Source organism: Streptococcus periodonticum, assembly GCF_003963555.1.
Classification (GTDB): Bacteria; Bacillota; Bacilli; order Lactobacillales; family Streptococcaceae; genus Streptococcus; species Streptococcus anginosus.
In genome coordinates, this window is sequence record NZ_CP034543.1 from 1,887,037 (window position 1) to 1,903,815 (window position 16,779).

Annotated in this window: 15 protein-coding genes and 3 tRNA genes; 6 read left to right on the forward strand and 12 right to left on the reverse strand. The window is 32.1% G+C overall.

What is annotated here, in order from left to right:
- The first annotated feature begins 26 nt into the window (after positions 1–26).
- Both yaaA and recF read left to right on the forward strand, forming a co-directional pair.
- A complete protein-coding gene (gene yaaA, locus EHW89_RS09270; protein ID WP_126467995.1) occupies positions 27–407 on the forward strand; it encodes a S4 domain-containing protein YaaA in 381 nt (126 codons plus the stop codon).
- Between the two features lie 2 nt (positions 408–409).
- A complete protein-coding gene (recF, locus tag EHW89_RS09275) occupies positions 410–1,507 on the forward strand; it encodes a DNA replication/repair protein RecF (protein ID WP_126467997.1) in 1,098 nt (365 codons plus the stop codon).
- A gap of 88 nt (positions 1,508–1,595) precedes the next feature.
- Here the strand turns inward: recF and guaB are convergent, their stop codons facing one another.
- From guaB to EHW89_RS09300, 5 genes are all read right to left on the reverse strand, one after another.
- Positions 1,596–3,077, reverse strand: coding sequence for an IMP dehydrogenase (gene guaB, locus EHW89_RS09280; protein ID WP_126467999.1), 1,482 nt, complete (start codon positions 3,075–3,077; stop codon positions 1,596–1,598).
- A gap of 129 nt (positions 3,078–3,206) precedes the next feature.
- Entirely contained in the window at positions 3,207–4,232 is a 1,026-nt protein-coding gene (gene trpS, locus EHW89_RS09285; protein WP_126468001.1) for a tryptophan--tRNA ligase, read from the reverse strand.
- Between the two features lie 81 nt (positions 4,233–4,313).
- Positions 4,314–5,309, reverse strand: coding sequence for a UDP-glucose 4-epimerase GalE (gene galE / locus EHW89_RS09290; protein WP_126468003.1), 996 nt, complete (start codon positions 5,307–5,309; stop codon positions 4,314–4,316).
- A 20-nt stretch (positions 5,310–5,329) separates the two neighbouring features.
- Positions 5,330–6,019, reverse strand: a complete 690-nt coding sequence (locus EHW89_RS09295) for a triose-phosphate isomerase (RefSeq protein WP_126468005.1) — start codon at positions 6,017–6,019, stop codon at positions 5,330–5,332.
- Between the two features lie 22 nt (positions 6,020–6,041).
- Entirely contained in the window at positions 6,042–6,581 is a 540-nt protein-coding gene (locus tag EHW89_RS09300; protein WP_022526724.1) for an NAD(P)H-dependent oxidoreductase, read from the reverse strand.
- A gap of 155 nt (positions 6,582–6,736) precedes the next feature.
- Between EHW89_RS09300 and EHW89_RS09305 the strand changes: the two genes are divergently transcribed.
- Both EHW89_RS09305 and EHW89_RS09310 read left to right on the forward strand, forming a co-directional pair.
- Positions 6,737–8,359, forward strand: coding sequence for an ABC-F family ATP-binding cassette domain-containing protein (locus EHW89_RS09305; RefSeq protein ID WP_126468007.1), 1,623 nt, complete (start codon positions 6,737–6,739; stop codon positions 8,357–8,359).
- A gap of 66 nt (positions 8,360–8,425) precedes the next feature.
- A complete protein-coding gene (locus EHW89_RS09310; protein WP_126468009.1) occupies positions 8,426–11,002 on the forward strand; it encodes a YfhO family protein in 2,577 nt (858 codons plus the stop codon).
- 88 nt (positions 11,003–11,090) lie between these two features.
- Here EHW89_RS09310 and EHW89_RS09315 read toward each other — a convergent pair.
- The 7 genes from EHW89_RS09315 to rlmH form a co-directional block, all read right to left on the reverse strand.
- A tRNA-Asn gene (locus EHW89_RS09315) sits at positions 11,091–11,164 on the reverse strand.
- Between the two features lie 5 nt (positions 11,165–11,169).
- A tRNA-Glu gene (locus tag EHW89_RS09320) sits at positions 11,170–11,241 on the reverse strand.
- Positions 11,242–11,349: 108 nt separating this feature from the next.
- Positions 11,350–12,099 (reverse strand): competence system response regulator transcription factor ComE, encoded by a 750-nt coding sequence (gene comE, locus EHW89_RS09325; protein WP_126468011.1) that lies wholly within the window; start codon positions 12,097–12,099, stop codon positions 11,350–11,352.
- Positions 12,099–13,421, reverse strand: coding sequence for a sensor histidine kinase (locus EHW89_RS09330; protein WP_126468013.1), 1,323 nt, complete (start codon positions 13,419–13,421; stop codon positions 12,099–12,101). The genes comE and EHW89_RS09330 overlap by 1 nt, the downstream gene beginning before the upstream one ends.
- A 14-nt stretch (positions 13,422–13,435) precedes the next feature.
- Positions 13,436–13,585 (reverse strand): bacteriocin, encoded by a 150-nt coding sequence (locus tag EHW89_RS09335; protein WP_106388355.1) that lies wholly within the window; start codon positions 13,583–13,585, stop codon positions 13,436–13,438.
- Between the two features lie 165 nt (positions 13,586–13,750).
- Positions 13,751–13,824, reverse strand: a tRNA-Arg gene (locus EHW89_RS09340).
- 42 nt (positions 13,825–13,866) lie between these two features.
- Positions 13,867–14,346: a 23S rRNA (pseudouridine(1915)-N(3))-methyltransferase RlmH gene (rlmH, locus tag EHW89_RS09345; RefSeq protein ID WP_126468015.1), complete on the reverse strand. Its 480-nt coding sequence runs from the start codon at positions 14,344–14,346 to the stop codon at positions 13,867–13,869.
- Between the two features lie 192 nt (positions 14,347–14,538).
- Here rlmH and EHW89_RS09350 point away from each other — a divergent pair, with 192 nt between their 5' ends.
- Entirely contained in the window at positions 14,539–15,729 is a 1,191-nt protein-coding gene (locus tag EHW89_RS09350; RefSeq protein ID WP_003032033.1) for a S1C family serine protease, read from the forward strand.
- Positions 15,730–15,783: 54 nt separating this feature from the next.
- Positions 15,784–16,551 (forward strand): ParB/RepB/Spo0J family partition protein, encoded by a 768-nt coding sequence (locus tag EHW89_RS09355; protein ID WP_003032028.1) that lies wholly within the window; start codon positions 15,784–15,786, stop codon positions 16,549–16,551.
- Positions 16,552–16,779 lie beyond the last annotated feature (228 nt).

Sequence of the window (16,779 nt, forward strand, 5' to 3'; positions counted from 1 at the left end):
TATAATGACAAAGATTGAGGTGAATTATGAAATACAAATTATTTGATGAATATATTACTTTACAAGCATTATTAAAAGAAGTTGGAATCATTCAAAGTGGTGGTGCTATTAAAAGTTTTCTTCAAGAAAATCAAGTTTATTTTAATGGAGATCTCGAAACTCGTCGCAAAAAGAAAATTCGTATTAGCGATATCATCACTCTTCCAAATCAAAAATTAGAAATACTATTGACTGCACCAAATGAGGAGGAAAGAATTGAGCACGAAAAAGAGCTTTTAGAAAAAAGACGAGTCGGCGCTCTTGTAAAAGAAATGAACAAAAGTATCAAAAAAAGTAAACCAGCAACAGCAAATCAAAAAGCCAATAAATCTAATAAAAAAGCTCCTATCCGCTTCCCAGGTATTTAAATATGTGGTTAAAAAACTTACAAATTCAACATTTTCGCAATTACGAGCTAACTGAAATAGACTTTCATCCTGGACTCAACATTTTTCTAGGTCAAAATGCTCAAGGAAAAACAAATATTTTAGAAGCTATCTATTTTCTTGCATTGACACGGAGTCATCGAACTCGTTCAGATAAAGATTTAATTTATTTTTCTAAAGACACCTTAAAAGTATCTGGACAACTTGTCAAGCAAACTGGAAAGATTTCTTTAGAGATTGACTTGACACCAAAAGGAAGAATTACAAAGGTTAATCATCTAAAACAAAGCAAATTATCAGATTACATTGGAAATATGAATATTGTTTTGTTTGCTCCAGAAGATTTACAATTGATTAAAGGAGCTCCAGCCCTTAGACGCAAATTTGTTGATATAGAGTTGGGGCAAATTAAACCAATCTATTTATCTGATTTATCACATTACCACCATGTCTTAAAACAAAGAAATACTTATTTAAAAACAGCAAAAACAATAGATGAGACTTTTTTAGCAGTTTTAGATGATCAACTAGTGGAGTTTGGTTGTCGTGTTATGCAGCATCGGATAGAATTTCTCAAGAAACTAGAGCACTTTGGTCAACAAAAACATTTGGAACTCTCAGGTCATTTAGAAAACTTAACCATTAAGTACTGCTCTTCTGTTCCACTTTCAGATTCCAATAAGTTAAAAGAATCTTTCCAAATTGCATTAAAGCAAAGCCGTAGTAGAGATTTATTTAAAAAAAATACTGGAGTTGGTCCCCATCGAGATGATATTGCTTTTTATATCAATGACATGAATGCCAATTTTGGTAGTCAAGGACAACATCGAAGCGTGGTTTTATCTCTCAAACTGGCAGAAATTGAGCTCATGGAAACTGTTACTAAAGAAAAACCAATTCTTCTACTTGACGATGTTATGAGTGAACTTGACAATAGTCGTCAACTTAATTTACTTGAAACTATTTCTCAAAATATCCAAACATTTATGACAACAACAACTCTAGAACATCTACAAAACATGCCTTCTAATATTAAAATTTTCTCAATTCATGAAGGACATTTAACTGAAGACAAGGTATAAACTAGATATTAACACGCTTTACACGTTTGTAAAGTATGTTAATTATAAAAGCTCTGCATTATCTACTGCAGAGCTTTTATAATAGATCTTATTGTACAGAATAGTTTGGAGCTTCATTCGTAATTTGAACATCATGAGGGTGGCTTTCTTTCAAACCAGCTCCACTCATTTCAATAAATTGAGCTTTGTCATGTAGCTCTTGGAGATTGGCTGCTCCACAATATCCCATACCAGAACGAACTCCCCCAATCATTTGGAAAACGATATCTGCTGCTGCACCTTTATAAGCTACACGACCTTCAATTCCTTCCGGTACCAATTTATTTGCTTCATTAACAGAACCTTGGAAATAACGATCGCTTGACCCTTTCTTCATAGCTGCAATCGAACCCATTCCGCGATAAGTTTTAAACTTACGACCCTGGAAAATTTCCGTTTCACCTGGCGCCTCATCTGTACCAGCAAACATTGAACCGAGCATGACCGCATTTCCTCCCGCAGCCAGTGCCTTCACAATATCTCCTGAATACTGAATACCTCCGTCTGCAATAATTGTTTTCCCGTATTCACGCGCAACTTGTGCAGCATCATAAATTGCCGTCACTTGAGGTACACCAACTCCAGCAATGACACGAGTGGTACAAATTGACCCTGGACCGATTCCGACTTTCACAACATCAACTCCAGCATCGTATAACGCACGTGCACCTTCTGCAGTAGCAATATTTCCTGCAATCAACGTTCGTTCTGGAAAATGTTCACGAATCTCAGCAATCTTCCGAAGTACTCCCGCTGAATGTCCATGTGCTGTATCAATGACAATAGCATCTGCACCTGCTTCAAATAAAGCTTCTGCACGCTCAAATGTATCAGAAGTAACTCCTACTGCACCAGCAACCAAAAGACGACCATATTCATCTTTAGCTGCATTTGGAAATTCAATTACTTTTTCAATATCTTTAATTGTAATCAGACCAGATAAACGACCGTAGTCATCAACCAATGGCAATTTTTCAATACGATGCTCATGAAGTATCCGCTCTGCCGTTTTAAGGTCTGTCCCAACAGGAGCAGTTACTAGATTTTTACTCGTCATATGCGCTGAGATAGGTTGATTATAATCCGTAATAAATCGCATATCACGATTTGTAATAATCCCAACTAATTTGCGATTTTCAAGCGTTTCAACAACAGGAACACCACTGATACGATAACGTTCCATCAATTCTTCTGCATCTGATACCGTATGAGTCGGAGTCAAGAAGAATGGATCAATGATAACCCCATTTTCTGATCGTTTAACTTTCCGAACTTCATCTGCTTGTTGCTCAATAGACATATTTTTGTGAATAACACCAAGACCTCCAGCACGAGCAATAGCAATGGCCATTTTACTTTCTGTAACAGTATCCATTGCTGCGGTGATAATTGGAATATTGAGTGTCAAATTTTTAGCCAATTTTGTTTGTAAATTCGCATCATTTGGCAAAACATGACTCTCTGCAGGAATGAGTAATACATCATCAAAAGTAAAACCTTTTTTCAAAAATTTAGTGTCCCAGTTAGACATCCACAATTCCTCTTTTCTTTATTGATTGAGCACAGCTCGTATTTATTGTTAATATGATACCATTCTATCTGTATTTGTCAATCACTATTATCTAAAAAACCATCACTTTTAGTGACAGTCTTTCTTAATTTATTTGAAATAATTAATTCCCATAGCAGATTTTACATCAGAAAGAGTCTGACTAGCTACTTGACGTGCTTTTTCGCTACCTTTTTGTAGCATAGTGTAGACTGCTCCCATATCTTTCGAAAATTCAACACGACGTTCACGAATCGGTCCTAACTCGCGCTCTAAAATTTCTAATAAATAGCGTTTTGTTTTCACATCTCCCAGTCCGCCTCGTTGATAGTGTTCCTTCATGGCTGTAATTTCTCGCGCATCTTCTGGACGACCAAACACATCTAAATAATGGAAAACCATATTGCCTTCTATTTTACCAGGATCTTCAATCTTGATATGGTCAGGATCAGTATACATGCTCATCACTTTCTTTTGTAGAGTATCCATATCATCAGATAAATAAATACCATTATTTAAAGATTTAGACATTTTTGCATTTCCGTCAAGCCCCGGCAAACGTCCTGCTGCTTCATTTTGAGGATAAATGCCCTCAGGTTCTACTAAGACATCACAATTATAAGTATAGTTAAAAGAACGTACAATTTCACGAGTTTGTTCAATCATTGGTTTTTGATCATTTCCTACTGGAATATAATTCGCTTTAAAGGCAGTAATATCTGCTGCTTGTGCAATTGGATAAACTAAAAAACCAGTTGGAATGCTTTCACCGAATCCCTTTTGAGCAATTTCTGACTTGACAGTTGGGTTACGTTCCAAACGCGCTAATGACACCAAATTCATATAATACATTGACAATTCTGACAACTCAGGAATTTGACTTTGAATAAAAATGGTTGTCTTTTCAGGATCTAATCCAGCAGCTAAATAGTCTAATGCTACATTTCCAATTGACTCTACAATTGTATTAGGATCCTTAGCATGATCTGTCAAGGCTTGCTGATCAGCTAAAAATACAAATAATTCATATTTTCCTTCATCTTGTAATAAAACACGATTTCGCAAACTTCCTACATAATGACCAATATGTAATTTTCCTGTTGGACGATCTCCTGTTAAAATAATAGGTTTTGACATCACATTCTCCTTGAATTTTCTTGATAATATTATACCATTTTCAAGAAAAATGTGTAGAAACTATTTCTATACTTCTTAAAATTATTTGACAATTGAATTACCAGCTTTCACACGCCATTTATAATCAGATAATATAATATCTTTCAAAGAATAAGTTGCTTGCCAATTTAAAAATTCTTTTGCTTTAGAGGCATTTGCTAACACACTTGCTGGATCACCAGAACGACGTGCCACAATTTCATGAGGAATTTTTTGCTGTAAAATTTGCTCTACAGTATTGTAAATTTCCTTGACAGTATAACCTTGTTCTGTTCCTAAATTGAAAATCTGTGAAGTTGACGAATCTGTAAACAAATAATCAAATCCCTTTACATGTGCCTGCGCTAAATCTAAAACATGAATATAATCACGAATGCATGAGCCATCTCGCGTTTCATAATCATCGCCATAAATTTTTAAAGCATCATTTTGTCCAAGAGCCGTTTTATTAATATTAGGGATAATATGTGTCGGATTTTTAACCCTCAAACCATTTGAAGTATCCATAGCAGCACCAGCAACATTAAAATAACGAAAAATGACATATTTCCAACTATAGCGGTTGGCCATCCAATAAATCATGCGTTCTCCCATCAGTTTTGTCTCTGCATAAGGATTTACTGGATTTAATAGCGTATCTTCATTTGCAGGTTTATCCATACAATTATTGCCATAAACTGAAGCTGTAGAAGAAAATATAATTTTATCAATTCCTACTTCTGATAATACTTTTAACACACGATTCATACCAGCTACATTTGCTGCAAAATATTTACTAGGATTTTCAATACTTTCACTAACAACGATTTCCCCTGCACAGTGCAATACAGCATCAATTTTATGAGATTGTAAATAAGCTTTTAATGCAGACTCATCATAAACATCCAGTTCTTTAAAGTGTGCTCTTACATCCACCGCATCCCTGACACCTGATGCTAGATTATCCAAAACATGCACATAATAATCAGCATCTAAAAGTGCCTTTACAGTATGAGAGCCAATATATCCAGCTCCACCTGTTACTAAAATTGATTTCATTTTTTCTTCTCCTTGTCTTTCTACATCAATACAAGAGTATCTTTTAGTAAGTATTGGTAGGTTTCAACCAAACTTTCAATTCTATCTCCAATAAGAATCCCATCAAATCCAATAGTTAAAATCTGTTCAATATCTTCACGGTTTACACCACCACCAAAAATCAACTGATATGTAAACCCAAACTTTACACTTAAATTGTCCAAATAATCTTTTAAATCTTGAAAACTTTCTTCAACTTCTGTAAAGGAATAATCTTTTTTTCCTTTTAATGTTGCACTCAATATTTCGTAAGCTACAATAATATGTTTATCCTGAAGATTTAGATCATCTAAATATGTTGCGCATTCAAAAATAGGATTTTCATGATTTCCTACACAAATAATAGGAATAATATCTTTCTGTAAAGCATTGTCAATCTTTGAGCGAATCATTCTTGTTGTTTCATTTAAATACTTTTGCCTTTCTAAATGACCTACAAAAGCATAATCTATATTGTAATGTTTTAAATGTTGAGGCGATAAATCACCTACATTTCTTCCTTTAATTGACAAATTTTGAACTGCAATGTCAAAATGATATACATTATAATCCGGTATGATAGGAGCAATAATCAATTGATGTTGTTTGCTCATTGGTTGATTGAACTTCTCTAACAATTCTAATTGTTGCTTGATTGACATCTGATTTTTAAAATTAAAAACAACTAACACTCTACGCCCCCCTTTACACTATTTACAACTCTTTTAAAAAATAATCTTCTATTGTCTGTTTATAAAATTTAAATTGAGGATTTTTCACAACATTATGAAAAGATAGTGTTTTTCTTTTCTTTAAACCACAAAATTCCATGGTCTTATGGAATGAAATCAAAACATCATCTACATTTTTTCCATCAAAAAATGCAGCCGGATTATTAAAAACTTCTTCTGGGGCATTCCAAGTTGTGGATAAGATATATTCTTTATTTTTCATTAAACCACCTTGTCCATAAGTATCTGCAAATGAATAAAATTGACTATATTCAAAGACTTCATCCATATATAATTTCAACTTCCCAGGTACATTAAACCAATAAATAGGAAATTGAAAAATAATCAAATCTGCCCACAAAAACTTATTTCTCTCGTCTATTACATTATAGTCCTCAACTGACGATAATTGCACATCATGATTGTGACGTAATTTATCCAACATAATATTATACAAACTAAAATTTAATTCTCCTTTACAAAACTCATGTTTTTGATAACCATTTACCAATAAAATTTTCATTTTCTCCTCCTAAAAATATTCTAAATTCATTATAAATTTTTGAAATTTCTCTTACTTATCAATATTCTAAAATGTCATATTTTATCCCTGAATCATTTGAAAAAAGTCAAATTTTCTAGTAAAATGAAACTAATTACAGAATTAGGAGAAAAATATTGCTTACAGTATCAGATGTATCACTACGCTTTAGTGATCGAAAATTATTTGATGATGTGAATATCAAATTTACAAAAGGAAATACTTATGGTTTAATTGGTGCTAATGGTGCAGGAAAATCAACGTTTTTAAAAATCCTAGCTGGAGATATCGAACCAACTACTGGAAATATTTCACTCGGACCAGACGAACGTCTCTCAGTCCTTCGGCAAAATCACTTTGATTATGAAGAAGAACGAGTGATTGATGTAGTTATCATGGGAAATGAGCATCTTTATAACATTATGAAAGAAAAAGATGCCATTTACATGAAACCTGATTTTTCTGATGAAGACGGTGTCCGAGCAGCTGAATTAGAAGCTGAATTTGCTGAGTTAGGTGGTTGGGAGGCCGAAAGTGAAGCCTCTCAACTCCTCCAGAACTTGAATATCCCAGAAAATCTCCACTATCAAAATATGAGCGAATTATCAAACGGAGATAAAGTGAAAGTTCTCCTTGCAAAAGCTCTATTTGGTAAACCAGATGTTCTATTACTAGACGAACCAACAAACGGTCTTGATATTCAATCCATCTCTTGGCTAGAAGATTTTTTGATTGATTTTGAAAACACCGTTATCGTTGTATCTCACGACCGTCACTTCCTCAATAAAGTATGTACACACATGGCTGATTTGGACTTCGGTAAAATCAAACTCTATGTTGGTAACTATGATTTCTGGAAAGAATCTAGTGAGTTAGCTGCTAAACTCTTAGCAGATCGTAATGCTAAAGCTGAAGAAAAAATCAAGCAACTGCAAGAATTTGTTGCTCGCTTCTCTGCTAATGCTTCAAAATCTAAGCAAGCAACTTCTCGTAAAAAAATGCTTGACAAAATTGAACTGGAAGAAATTGTCCCATCAAGCCGTAAATATCCATTTATTAACTTCAAAGCCGAACGCGAAATCGGAAATGACCTCTTGACAGTCGAAAACCTTTCTGTCAAGATTGACGGTGAAGTCATCCTTGACAACATCAGCTTTATCTTGCGTCCGGGTGACAAGACAGCCTTGATTGGACAAAATGACATTCAAACAACCGCTTTGATTCGAGCTATTATGGAAGATATTGACTATGAAGGAACTGTCAAGTGGGGTATTACAACTAGTCAATCTTATTTACCAAAAGACAATAGCAAAGATTTTTCCAACAGTGAATCTATTCTTGACTGGCTCCGTCAATTTGCAAGTAAAGAAGAAGATGACAACACCTTCCTTCGAGGATTTCTAGGTCGTATGCTTTTCTCTAGTGATGAGGTTAACAAGTCTGTCAACGTCTTGTCAGGTGGTGAAAAGGTTCGTGTCATGCTGTCAAAACTTATGCTTCTCAAATCAAACGTTTTAGTACTAGATGATCCAACCAACCACTTAGACTTAGAATCTATTTCTAGCCTAAATGACGGTCTAAAAAACTTTAAAGAATCTATTATTTTTGCTAGCCACGATCATGAATTTATCCAGACACTTGCTAATCATATTATTGTTCTTTCTAAAAATGGTGTCATTGATCGTATTGACGAAACCTATGATGAATTTTTAGAAAATCAAGAAATACAAGAAAAAGTCAATAGTCTTTGGAAAGATTAAACTTTTCAAAAAATAGGAGCTGATGAAAGATTCAGTTCCTTAAATTTTAGTATTTTACGATAGCTTATGAAAAAAATCAAAAAACTCTTCAAAAATTATTATTTGATAGCCTTTTTTATTCCATTTTTTATTCTGTTTATAACTTACCTTATAAATGGAATCTATTGGAAAAGTGACACTTCTCCGCTATTAGGAGACGGATTTCATCAATATGTTATTTTTGATGTCACTTTAAGGAATATTTTGCATGGTACAGATAACATCTTTTATACGTTTACAAGTGGACTCGGTTTGAACTTTTATGCCTTATCTAGCTATTATCTAGGGAGTTTTTTATCACCTTTAGTTTATTTTTTCAATCTAAAAAATATGCCAGATGAAGTATACTTATTTACTTTGATAAAGTTTGGTTTGATGGGATTAACTTGTTTCATCAGTATTAAAGGTATCTTTAAAAAAATTTCTCCTTATCTTATATTAATACTGTCAACTTCCTACGCTCTAATGAGTTTTGCAGTTAGTCAACTTGAAATAAAAACTTGGCTAGATGTCTTCATTATTATTCCACTTATTTTACTTGGTTTACATCAGTTGATTACTCAAAAAAGACGTGTTCTTTACTTTACAGCTTTGTCAATTCTTTTTATTCAAAATTATTATTTTGGGTATATGATGGCAGTCTTTCTTGTATTGTGGTTCTTTGTTCAAACTTCATGGGACTTTAAAATTAGGATTAAATCTTTCATAGACTTTACAGTTGTGTCAATTTTAGCTGGTATAACTAGCCTCATCATGATTCTGCCAACCTTTCTAGATTTAAAAACTCATGGTGAAAAATTAACAAAAGTGACAACCTTACTGACTGAAAAAAGCTGGTATTTAGATATTTTTGCCAAAAACTTTGTTGGATCTTTTGACACAACTAAATATGGCTCTATTCCGATGATTTATGTTGGGCTTATTCCATTATTACTAGCGATTCTCTTCTTCACTTTAAAGTCTATTAAGTTTCACGTGAAACTTTCCTATGTTATTTTAATTATATTCTTAGTAGCTAGTTTTTACTTACAGCCTTTGGATCTGCTCTGGCAAGGTATGCACGCGCCAAATATGTTCCTACATCGTTACTCTTGGACTTTTTCTACTGTCATTATTTTCTTAGCGGCTGAAAGCTTGGAGCGTCTAAAAGAAATTAAATTCACAAACATTCTAGCCAGTTTTTCTATCTTAGGACTTGGTTTTATTGCTACTTTTATTTTTAAGAAGCATTATAAATTTTTAGGTTCTGTTAATTTCATCTTAACATTAGAATTTTTAGTCGCTTATCTTTTAATTTCTTGGGCTTATGCAAAAAAATATATTTCTGTTAAAATATTTACTGTTTCTACTTTATTATTTGTTTGCTTTGAACTAAGTTTAAATAGTTTTTATCAAATGGAAGGAATTGCAAAAGAATGGGTCTTTGCAAGTAGAAATGCTTATGAACAAGATTTAACAGCTATTGATTTACTCGTCAACTACAGTAAAAAGAAAAATTCCAATTTCTTTAGAACTGAAAAATTAGCTATTCAAACCGGAAATGACAGTATGAAATACAATTATAATGGTATCTCTCAATTTTCTTCTGTTCGCAATATTGCAGCTAGTTCTATTCTTGATAAATTAGGTTTTAAATCATCTGGAACTAATTTAAACTTACGTTATCAAAACAATAGTATCCTTATGGATAGCTTATTGGGTGTAAAATATAATATTTCAACAAACAATCCTCAAAAATATGGTTTTACTTCCATTAAAACGAAAGATAATTTAACACTTTATGAAAATAAAAATGCTAATTCACTAGCATTTTTAACAAATTCAATTTACAGAGATGTAAAGTTTAATCACTTAACATTAGATAATCAAACTCGTTTTCTCAATCAGCTTTCTGGATTAAATTTAAAATACTATCACAGATTACCTCCTACAAGTAATCATAATGTTAAGCAAGTTGGAAATAGAATAGCTGCAGAAGTAGATAAAGAAAGTTATGACTCTTTTGCCAGCATCACTTACACTTTAGAAGTTCCAGCAAATAGTCAAGTTTATTTAACTCTGCCAAACTTAACTTTCTCAAATGATAACCAAAAATCAGTTGACATAACTGTAAATAACAATCAAAAAATGCATTATGGTACCAACAATGTCTTTCCATTTTTTAATCTTGGTTATTTTAAGCAAAAACAAATCATAACCGTTAAAATATCTTTCCCAGATAATTCAAAAGTTTCATTTGATAGTCCTGAATTTTATAAGCTTGACACCAGTCATTTTCAACAAGCGATAAACAAGATTCAACGACAAAAAGTATCTGTGACAACAAAACATAATACAATAACAGCACATTATCAAGCTCAACGAGATAGTTCTTTATTCTTCACAATTCCTTATGATAAAGGTTGGACTGCCACACAAAACGGAAAATCAATTAAAATTTCAAGAGCACAAAATGGCTTTATGAAAATTGATGTCAAAAAAGGCGCAGGAAAAATAAAACTGACATTTATCCCAAATGGTCTTAAAGAAGGTAGTACAGCATTTTTATCTGGAATCGCGTTATTTATAATTTACAATAAGATACGTAAGAAAAAATCGTTATAATTGAAAAACCAAACTGCACAAGAAAACAGTTTGGTTTTTATTATATTTTTACAATGTAAAAAAAGCATTCCTAAAGAATGCTTAGTAGCTCCGGCAGTAGGACTCGAACCTACGACATCATGATTAACAGTCATGCGCTACTACCAACTGAGCTATGCCGGATGATATAGTCCGTACGGGATTCGAACCCGTGTTACCGCCGTGAAAAGGCGGTGTCTTAACCCCTTGACCAACGGACCATATATGTTCTTTCACAGAACATATACTATTATACCAGTTTGGAGAACTTTGTCAATAGTTTTTATTTAAAAATTTAACTATATTTGCTATTTCATTATCTATTCTATTTATCCTTTTAATTCCTCTAAAATAGCTTTTAATTTTCCAATTTTCATTCGAGTAATCGGACAACGATGATCTTCATAAAAAATTATTTCTCGCATTTTTTTGTCATAACCTTTGATGTTTCCAATATTGACTAGGTAGGATTTATGAGGTGAAAAGAAACGTCTTGTTTCTTTATCTTTTTCTTGAATATCTGCAATAGTGCCATAGAATTCTTTAAAAAAGTTTTTACCGACAATTCTTAATTTATGAGAAGAGCCTGTCGTTTCAATATATAAAATGTCATTAAAAGGCATTCTAACCTCTCCGCCACGAAAGCTATATTCAAAATAATCCACCATATCTTTATTTTCAATCAATGTCGCTTTTGTATACTCAATGCTGTCTTTTATATGTTTTTTAAAAGCAACATCACTCAAATTTTTATCAACAAAATCCAGTGCAGATACCTTATATTTGAAGGTCATAGTGGCAAATTCTGATTTCGTTGTAACAAAAACAATAATGGCATACGGATTGTGATGACGTATAAATTTTGCTATTTCTAAACCTTTTGTTTCCTCTCCTTTGATATCAATATCTAAAAAATATAATTGATTTACTTCATCGTTTTCAATATATTCTTTAAATTCCCTTACTTTTCCAGTTACTTTAACTTTTATCGTAATTCCCATTTCTTTTGCAATCTCTACCAAAGTTGTTTCCATTCTTACTTGATGTGTAATTTCATCTTCTAATACTAATACTTTCATTATAAACCTTCTTTCCTTACTCTTATTACTTGTGTAAAATATTCATCCTCAATTTTAGTATCGAGGATAATTCCTTCATAGTTGTTAATAATTTCTTTGATATTGCTTAAGCCTAAACCACGTCCTTCACCCTTTGTTGAAAAATCAGTTTGGTAAATCTCTTCTAAATCTAGCGGTCGTTTCTTACGTGAATTTTGAATAACTAAGATTGTTTCTGTATCTAAATCCACCAAAGAAACATTCATCGTTTTTTGATAACTTTCTGCTGCTCCTTCTATGGCATTATTCAAAAGGACGCTTGTCATTCTAACCAAATCTAACAATTTAATCGGCAAGGGTTTGACAAAATCTTTTACTTCAAATGTTAATTCTATATTATAGTCACGCGTCTTAAATAAGGTTTGTGTCATAACACTTCTAAGTGCTGAATCTCCAACATTATTTAAATCAAAATACGTATATTTATCTGAACGAAGTTGTAAATTAGCATTTACTAGCACTTCCTGATAAATTCGCTCTACTTCTTTTATATCTCCTGTATGAATGGCTGATTGGAAGCTTGCCAACATTCCTCCATAATCATGACGAAAACCTCGAATTTCATTATACAGACTCACTATTTCATCTGTATATTTTTGTAATTGTAGTTGTTCTCGTTCTTTTTGTTTAATTTGTTCTTCTTTTTCATACTTTTCGCGAATAGATTGTAAGTAGAATAAAGTTGACATAAACATTAAAAAGCAAATTGTAGCAATCATACTAGAAAAACTATTTAAATTTTTCATATTACTAAGCCAATGCGATAAATTTAATAAAAAATGAATAAATAAGAGATAAAAGTTTAACTGCAAAATATTCTCTTTGAAATCCGCCTTTTTAAAATATTTAAAATTAAACTTAAAATAATCAATTGCTTTTAAAATAAAAATTAAAGAAATAATATTGATAAAAATATAGAACAATCCCCAGTATCTATCAACAAACTTATCACCTGTAACAGACGAAATAATAACTGAAAAGAAGGGTTCAGAGGTAGTTACAGATGAATAAATTAAAAAGGTTGCAAAAACTGATATACACTTCTCATATTTCTTAAAGCGATAAAAATAGAAGTAAATTATAATAGGCTCTAATAATAAACATAAATAGGCTAATAAGGAATTAATCGAATTTATAAAAGATGAAAATAAAAATAAACACAAGCACAATAAAGTAAAGCGAAAATCTATAATTTTCACTTTACTAATTTTTTTATGAACAATTGAAAAAGATAAAATTCCGATAATAAAAGAAATGATTATAAGTATTTTATCCAGATTCATAATGATAAAATCTCCTAACCAAATAATTTTTTCCCAATTCCAATCATTCCTCTAGGATCCCTCCTATCCCCACCAATGATTTTATCTAACTGCTCATCATTCAGTTCTTTAAATTCTACAACTTCCTTTTTTACTACCTCTTTTTTAGCAAACAACTTTTTCATAATTTCTCCTTAATGTTTGTTTTTTGTAAGACATCTTACAAGGTAATTATACAAAATCTTCATAAATAAATTGAAAAAAACTCTAAACGATACATTTTTGCATCTCAAAAGACTTCTTTATCCAGTTATAGAAAAAGGCACGCTTTCCCGTGCCCTTTTCTTATATGATCCCAGCAGGATTCGAACCTGCGACCGTTCGCTTAGAAGGCGAATGCTCTATCCAGCTGAGCTATGAGACCAATGCTCTATCATTTTAACAAAAAAAGCCTATGACGTCAAGATTACTTATGATAGGGACTTCCTTGTTGAATCATAAACGATCGATAAATTTGTTCTACTAAAACTAATCGCATTAACTGATGAGGAAGTGTCAATTTTCCAAAACTCATCAGCAAATTAGCTCTTTTTTTGACAGCAGTAGATAGACCAAGACTCCCACCAATCACAAAAGTAATATCCGAAAATCCACGAACAGTCACATCGCTTAATCTCTTACTGAATTCTTCTGACGGAAATTGTTGCCCTTCAATAGCTAAAGCAATCACAAATTCTTTATCATTAATTTTCGATAAAATACGAGTCCCTTCTTTGTCAAGAATTTGTTGATTTTCTAAGTGACTTGCCTTATCAGGTGTTTTTTCATCTGGAAGTTCAATCATATCAAATTTAGTAAAGCGTCCTAAACGTTTTATATATTCTGCTATTCCATCTTTAAGGTATTTTTCTTTTAATTTTCCAACAGTTACAAGTTTTATTTTCATATCTCTATTCTACCATATCCACAATTATTTCACACCTTATTCACAGGATAAAAAATAAATTACCTTATAAATGACTTAGAAAATCACAGATTTTAAAAGTTATCCACAATTTGTGGAAAAGATAAAACATTTAAGCTATAATTAAGTTAAATTCTTTATACTTTCAGTAATTGAAATAACTAGGAGGAAGATATGAAAAACTCTTCAAATTTCACAAAAAAATTGTTATTGCTTTTCATGGTCTTAGCTATAGGTTTTATCGGTGGTTTACTTGGAAACTTAACTTCATCTAAATTATCAACAAATAGCTCTACAACGACTAAAGTTAATCAAGTTACTACTGCTTATAAAAATACAAATTCCACAACACAAGCTGTGAGTAAAGTGAAAGATGCTGTGGTATCCGTTATTACCTATGCTAATAATAATTCACAAAACAGCGTGTTTGGAAATGATGATTCAAATAATAACAATGATAATTCTCAACAAGTAGCTAGCGAAGGATCTGGGGTTATTTATAAAAAAGATGGAAAATACGCTTACTTAGTAACCAATACTCACGTTATCAGTGGTGCTAAAAAAGTTGACATTCGTTTAGCAGATGGTAATAAAGTTCCTGGAGAAATTGTAGGGTCAGATACTTATTCTGATATCTCCGTTGTTCGCATTAGTGCTGATAAAGTAAAATCAGTTGCTGAATTTGGAGATTCTAGTAAATTGACGGTTGGTGAGACAGCTATTGCGATTGGAAGTCCGCTCGGATCAAATTACGCTAACACTGTGACGCAAGGAATTATTTCTAGTTTAAATCGTAATGTTTCTTTAAAATCTGAAGACGGACAAACGATTTCAACACAAGCTATTCAAACAGACACAGCTATTAACCCAGGGAACTCTGGTGGACCACTTGTGAATATCCAAGGACAAGTAATTGGTATTACTTCAAGTAAAATAGCTAGCAACGGCGGAACTTCGGTTGAAGGATTAGGATTTGCTATTCCATCTAATGATGTTATAAACATTATTAACCAGTTAGAAGCAAATGGAACTGTTACACGACCAGCTCTAGGAATCCAAATGATTGACATCACTAATCTGTCTAGTTCAGATCTATCACGCTTAAAACTTCCATCAAAAATAACTAGTGGAGTTGTCGTACGTTCAGCTCAATCTGGAATGCCAGCTGAAGGAAAACTTCAAAAATATGATGTGATTACAAAAGTAGATGATAAAGAAATTTCTTCAACAAGTGATTTACAATCCGCTTTATACAAACATTCAATTGGTGACAACATAAAAATCACTTTCTATCGTGATGGAAAAGAAACTACTACTACCATTAAGCTTACAAAATCTACAAAAGATTTAGATTCAAATAATTGACACTTTATTAACACATCTTTACAGAATTGTAAAGGTGTGTTATTCTATATAAACATGGAAAAATATCAATATATCACACTTAATGACATCCAAACAAATCCTTATCAACCAAGAAAAGAATTTTCAGAAGAAAAAATTGCTGAACTTGCTAGTTCTATAAAAGAACATGGGATTATTCAGCCCATCATTGTACGAAAATCTCCGATAATTGGTTATGAATTGCTAGCTGGTGAAAGGCGTTTTAGAGCTGCTAAATTAGCAGGCTTAACAAATATACCAGCTATTATAAAAGAAGTAACAGATGATGAAATGATGAAGCAAGCCATCATTGAAAATTTACAACGAGAAGATTTAAATCCTATAGAAGAAGCACAATCTTATCAATATTTGATTGACAAAGGGTTGACACATAAAGAAATCGCTCTAACTATGGGAAAATCACGTCCTTATATTACAAATTCCGTCCGGTTATTAAATTTACCTCTCAATATTATCGAAGCGATAAAAGAAGGAAATATTTCTCAGGGACACGCTCGTCTGCTCATTAATCTCTCAGAAAAAGAGCAAAATCAGTGGTTTGATAAAATCTTATCTCAAAGCCTTTCAGTTCGACAGTTAGAAAAACAATTGCATTCCCAACAGACAAAAACTGTAACAAAAAATAAACATCATCTCTTCCTCAAAGAGGAAGAAAAAAGATTAAAAAAGATATTTGGTACAGAGATTTCTCTTCAATTTTCTGAACAATCTCAATCAGGGAAAATTTGTATTCATTTTTCAAACCTAGAAGAATATCAAAGAATTATTGACAGCTTTAAATAAGGCTGTTATTTTTATTCTTTCAAGTCACAGAGTTATCCACTCTTATTTTATAAGAAAAACTTAATAAATCACAGAAAAACTCCTTTATTCACAATCTGTGGAAAACTTTAAAGAACAATGTGAATTTATTTCCACAGATTGTGGAAAACTTTTGCGTTTTATGTTAAAATAACTTCTATGGATAATTAAATATAACGAAGAATTTATTAGCAAGGAAGGAGGTTTTTT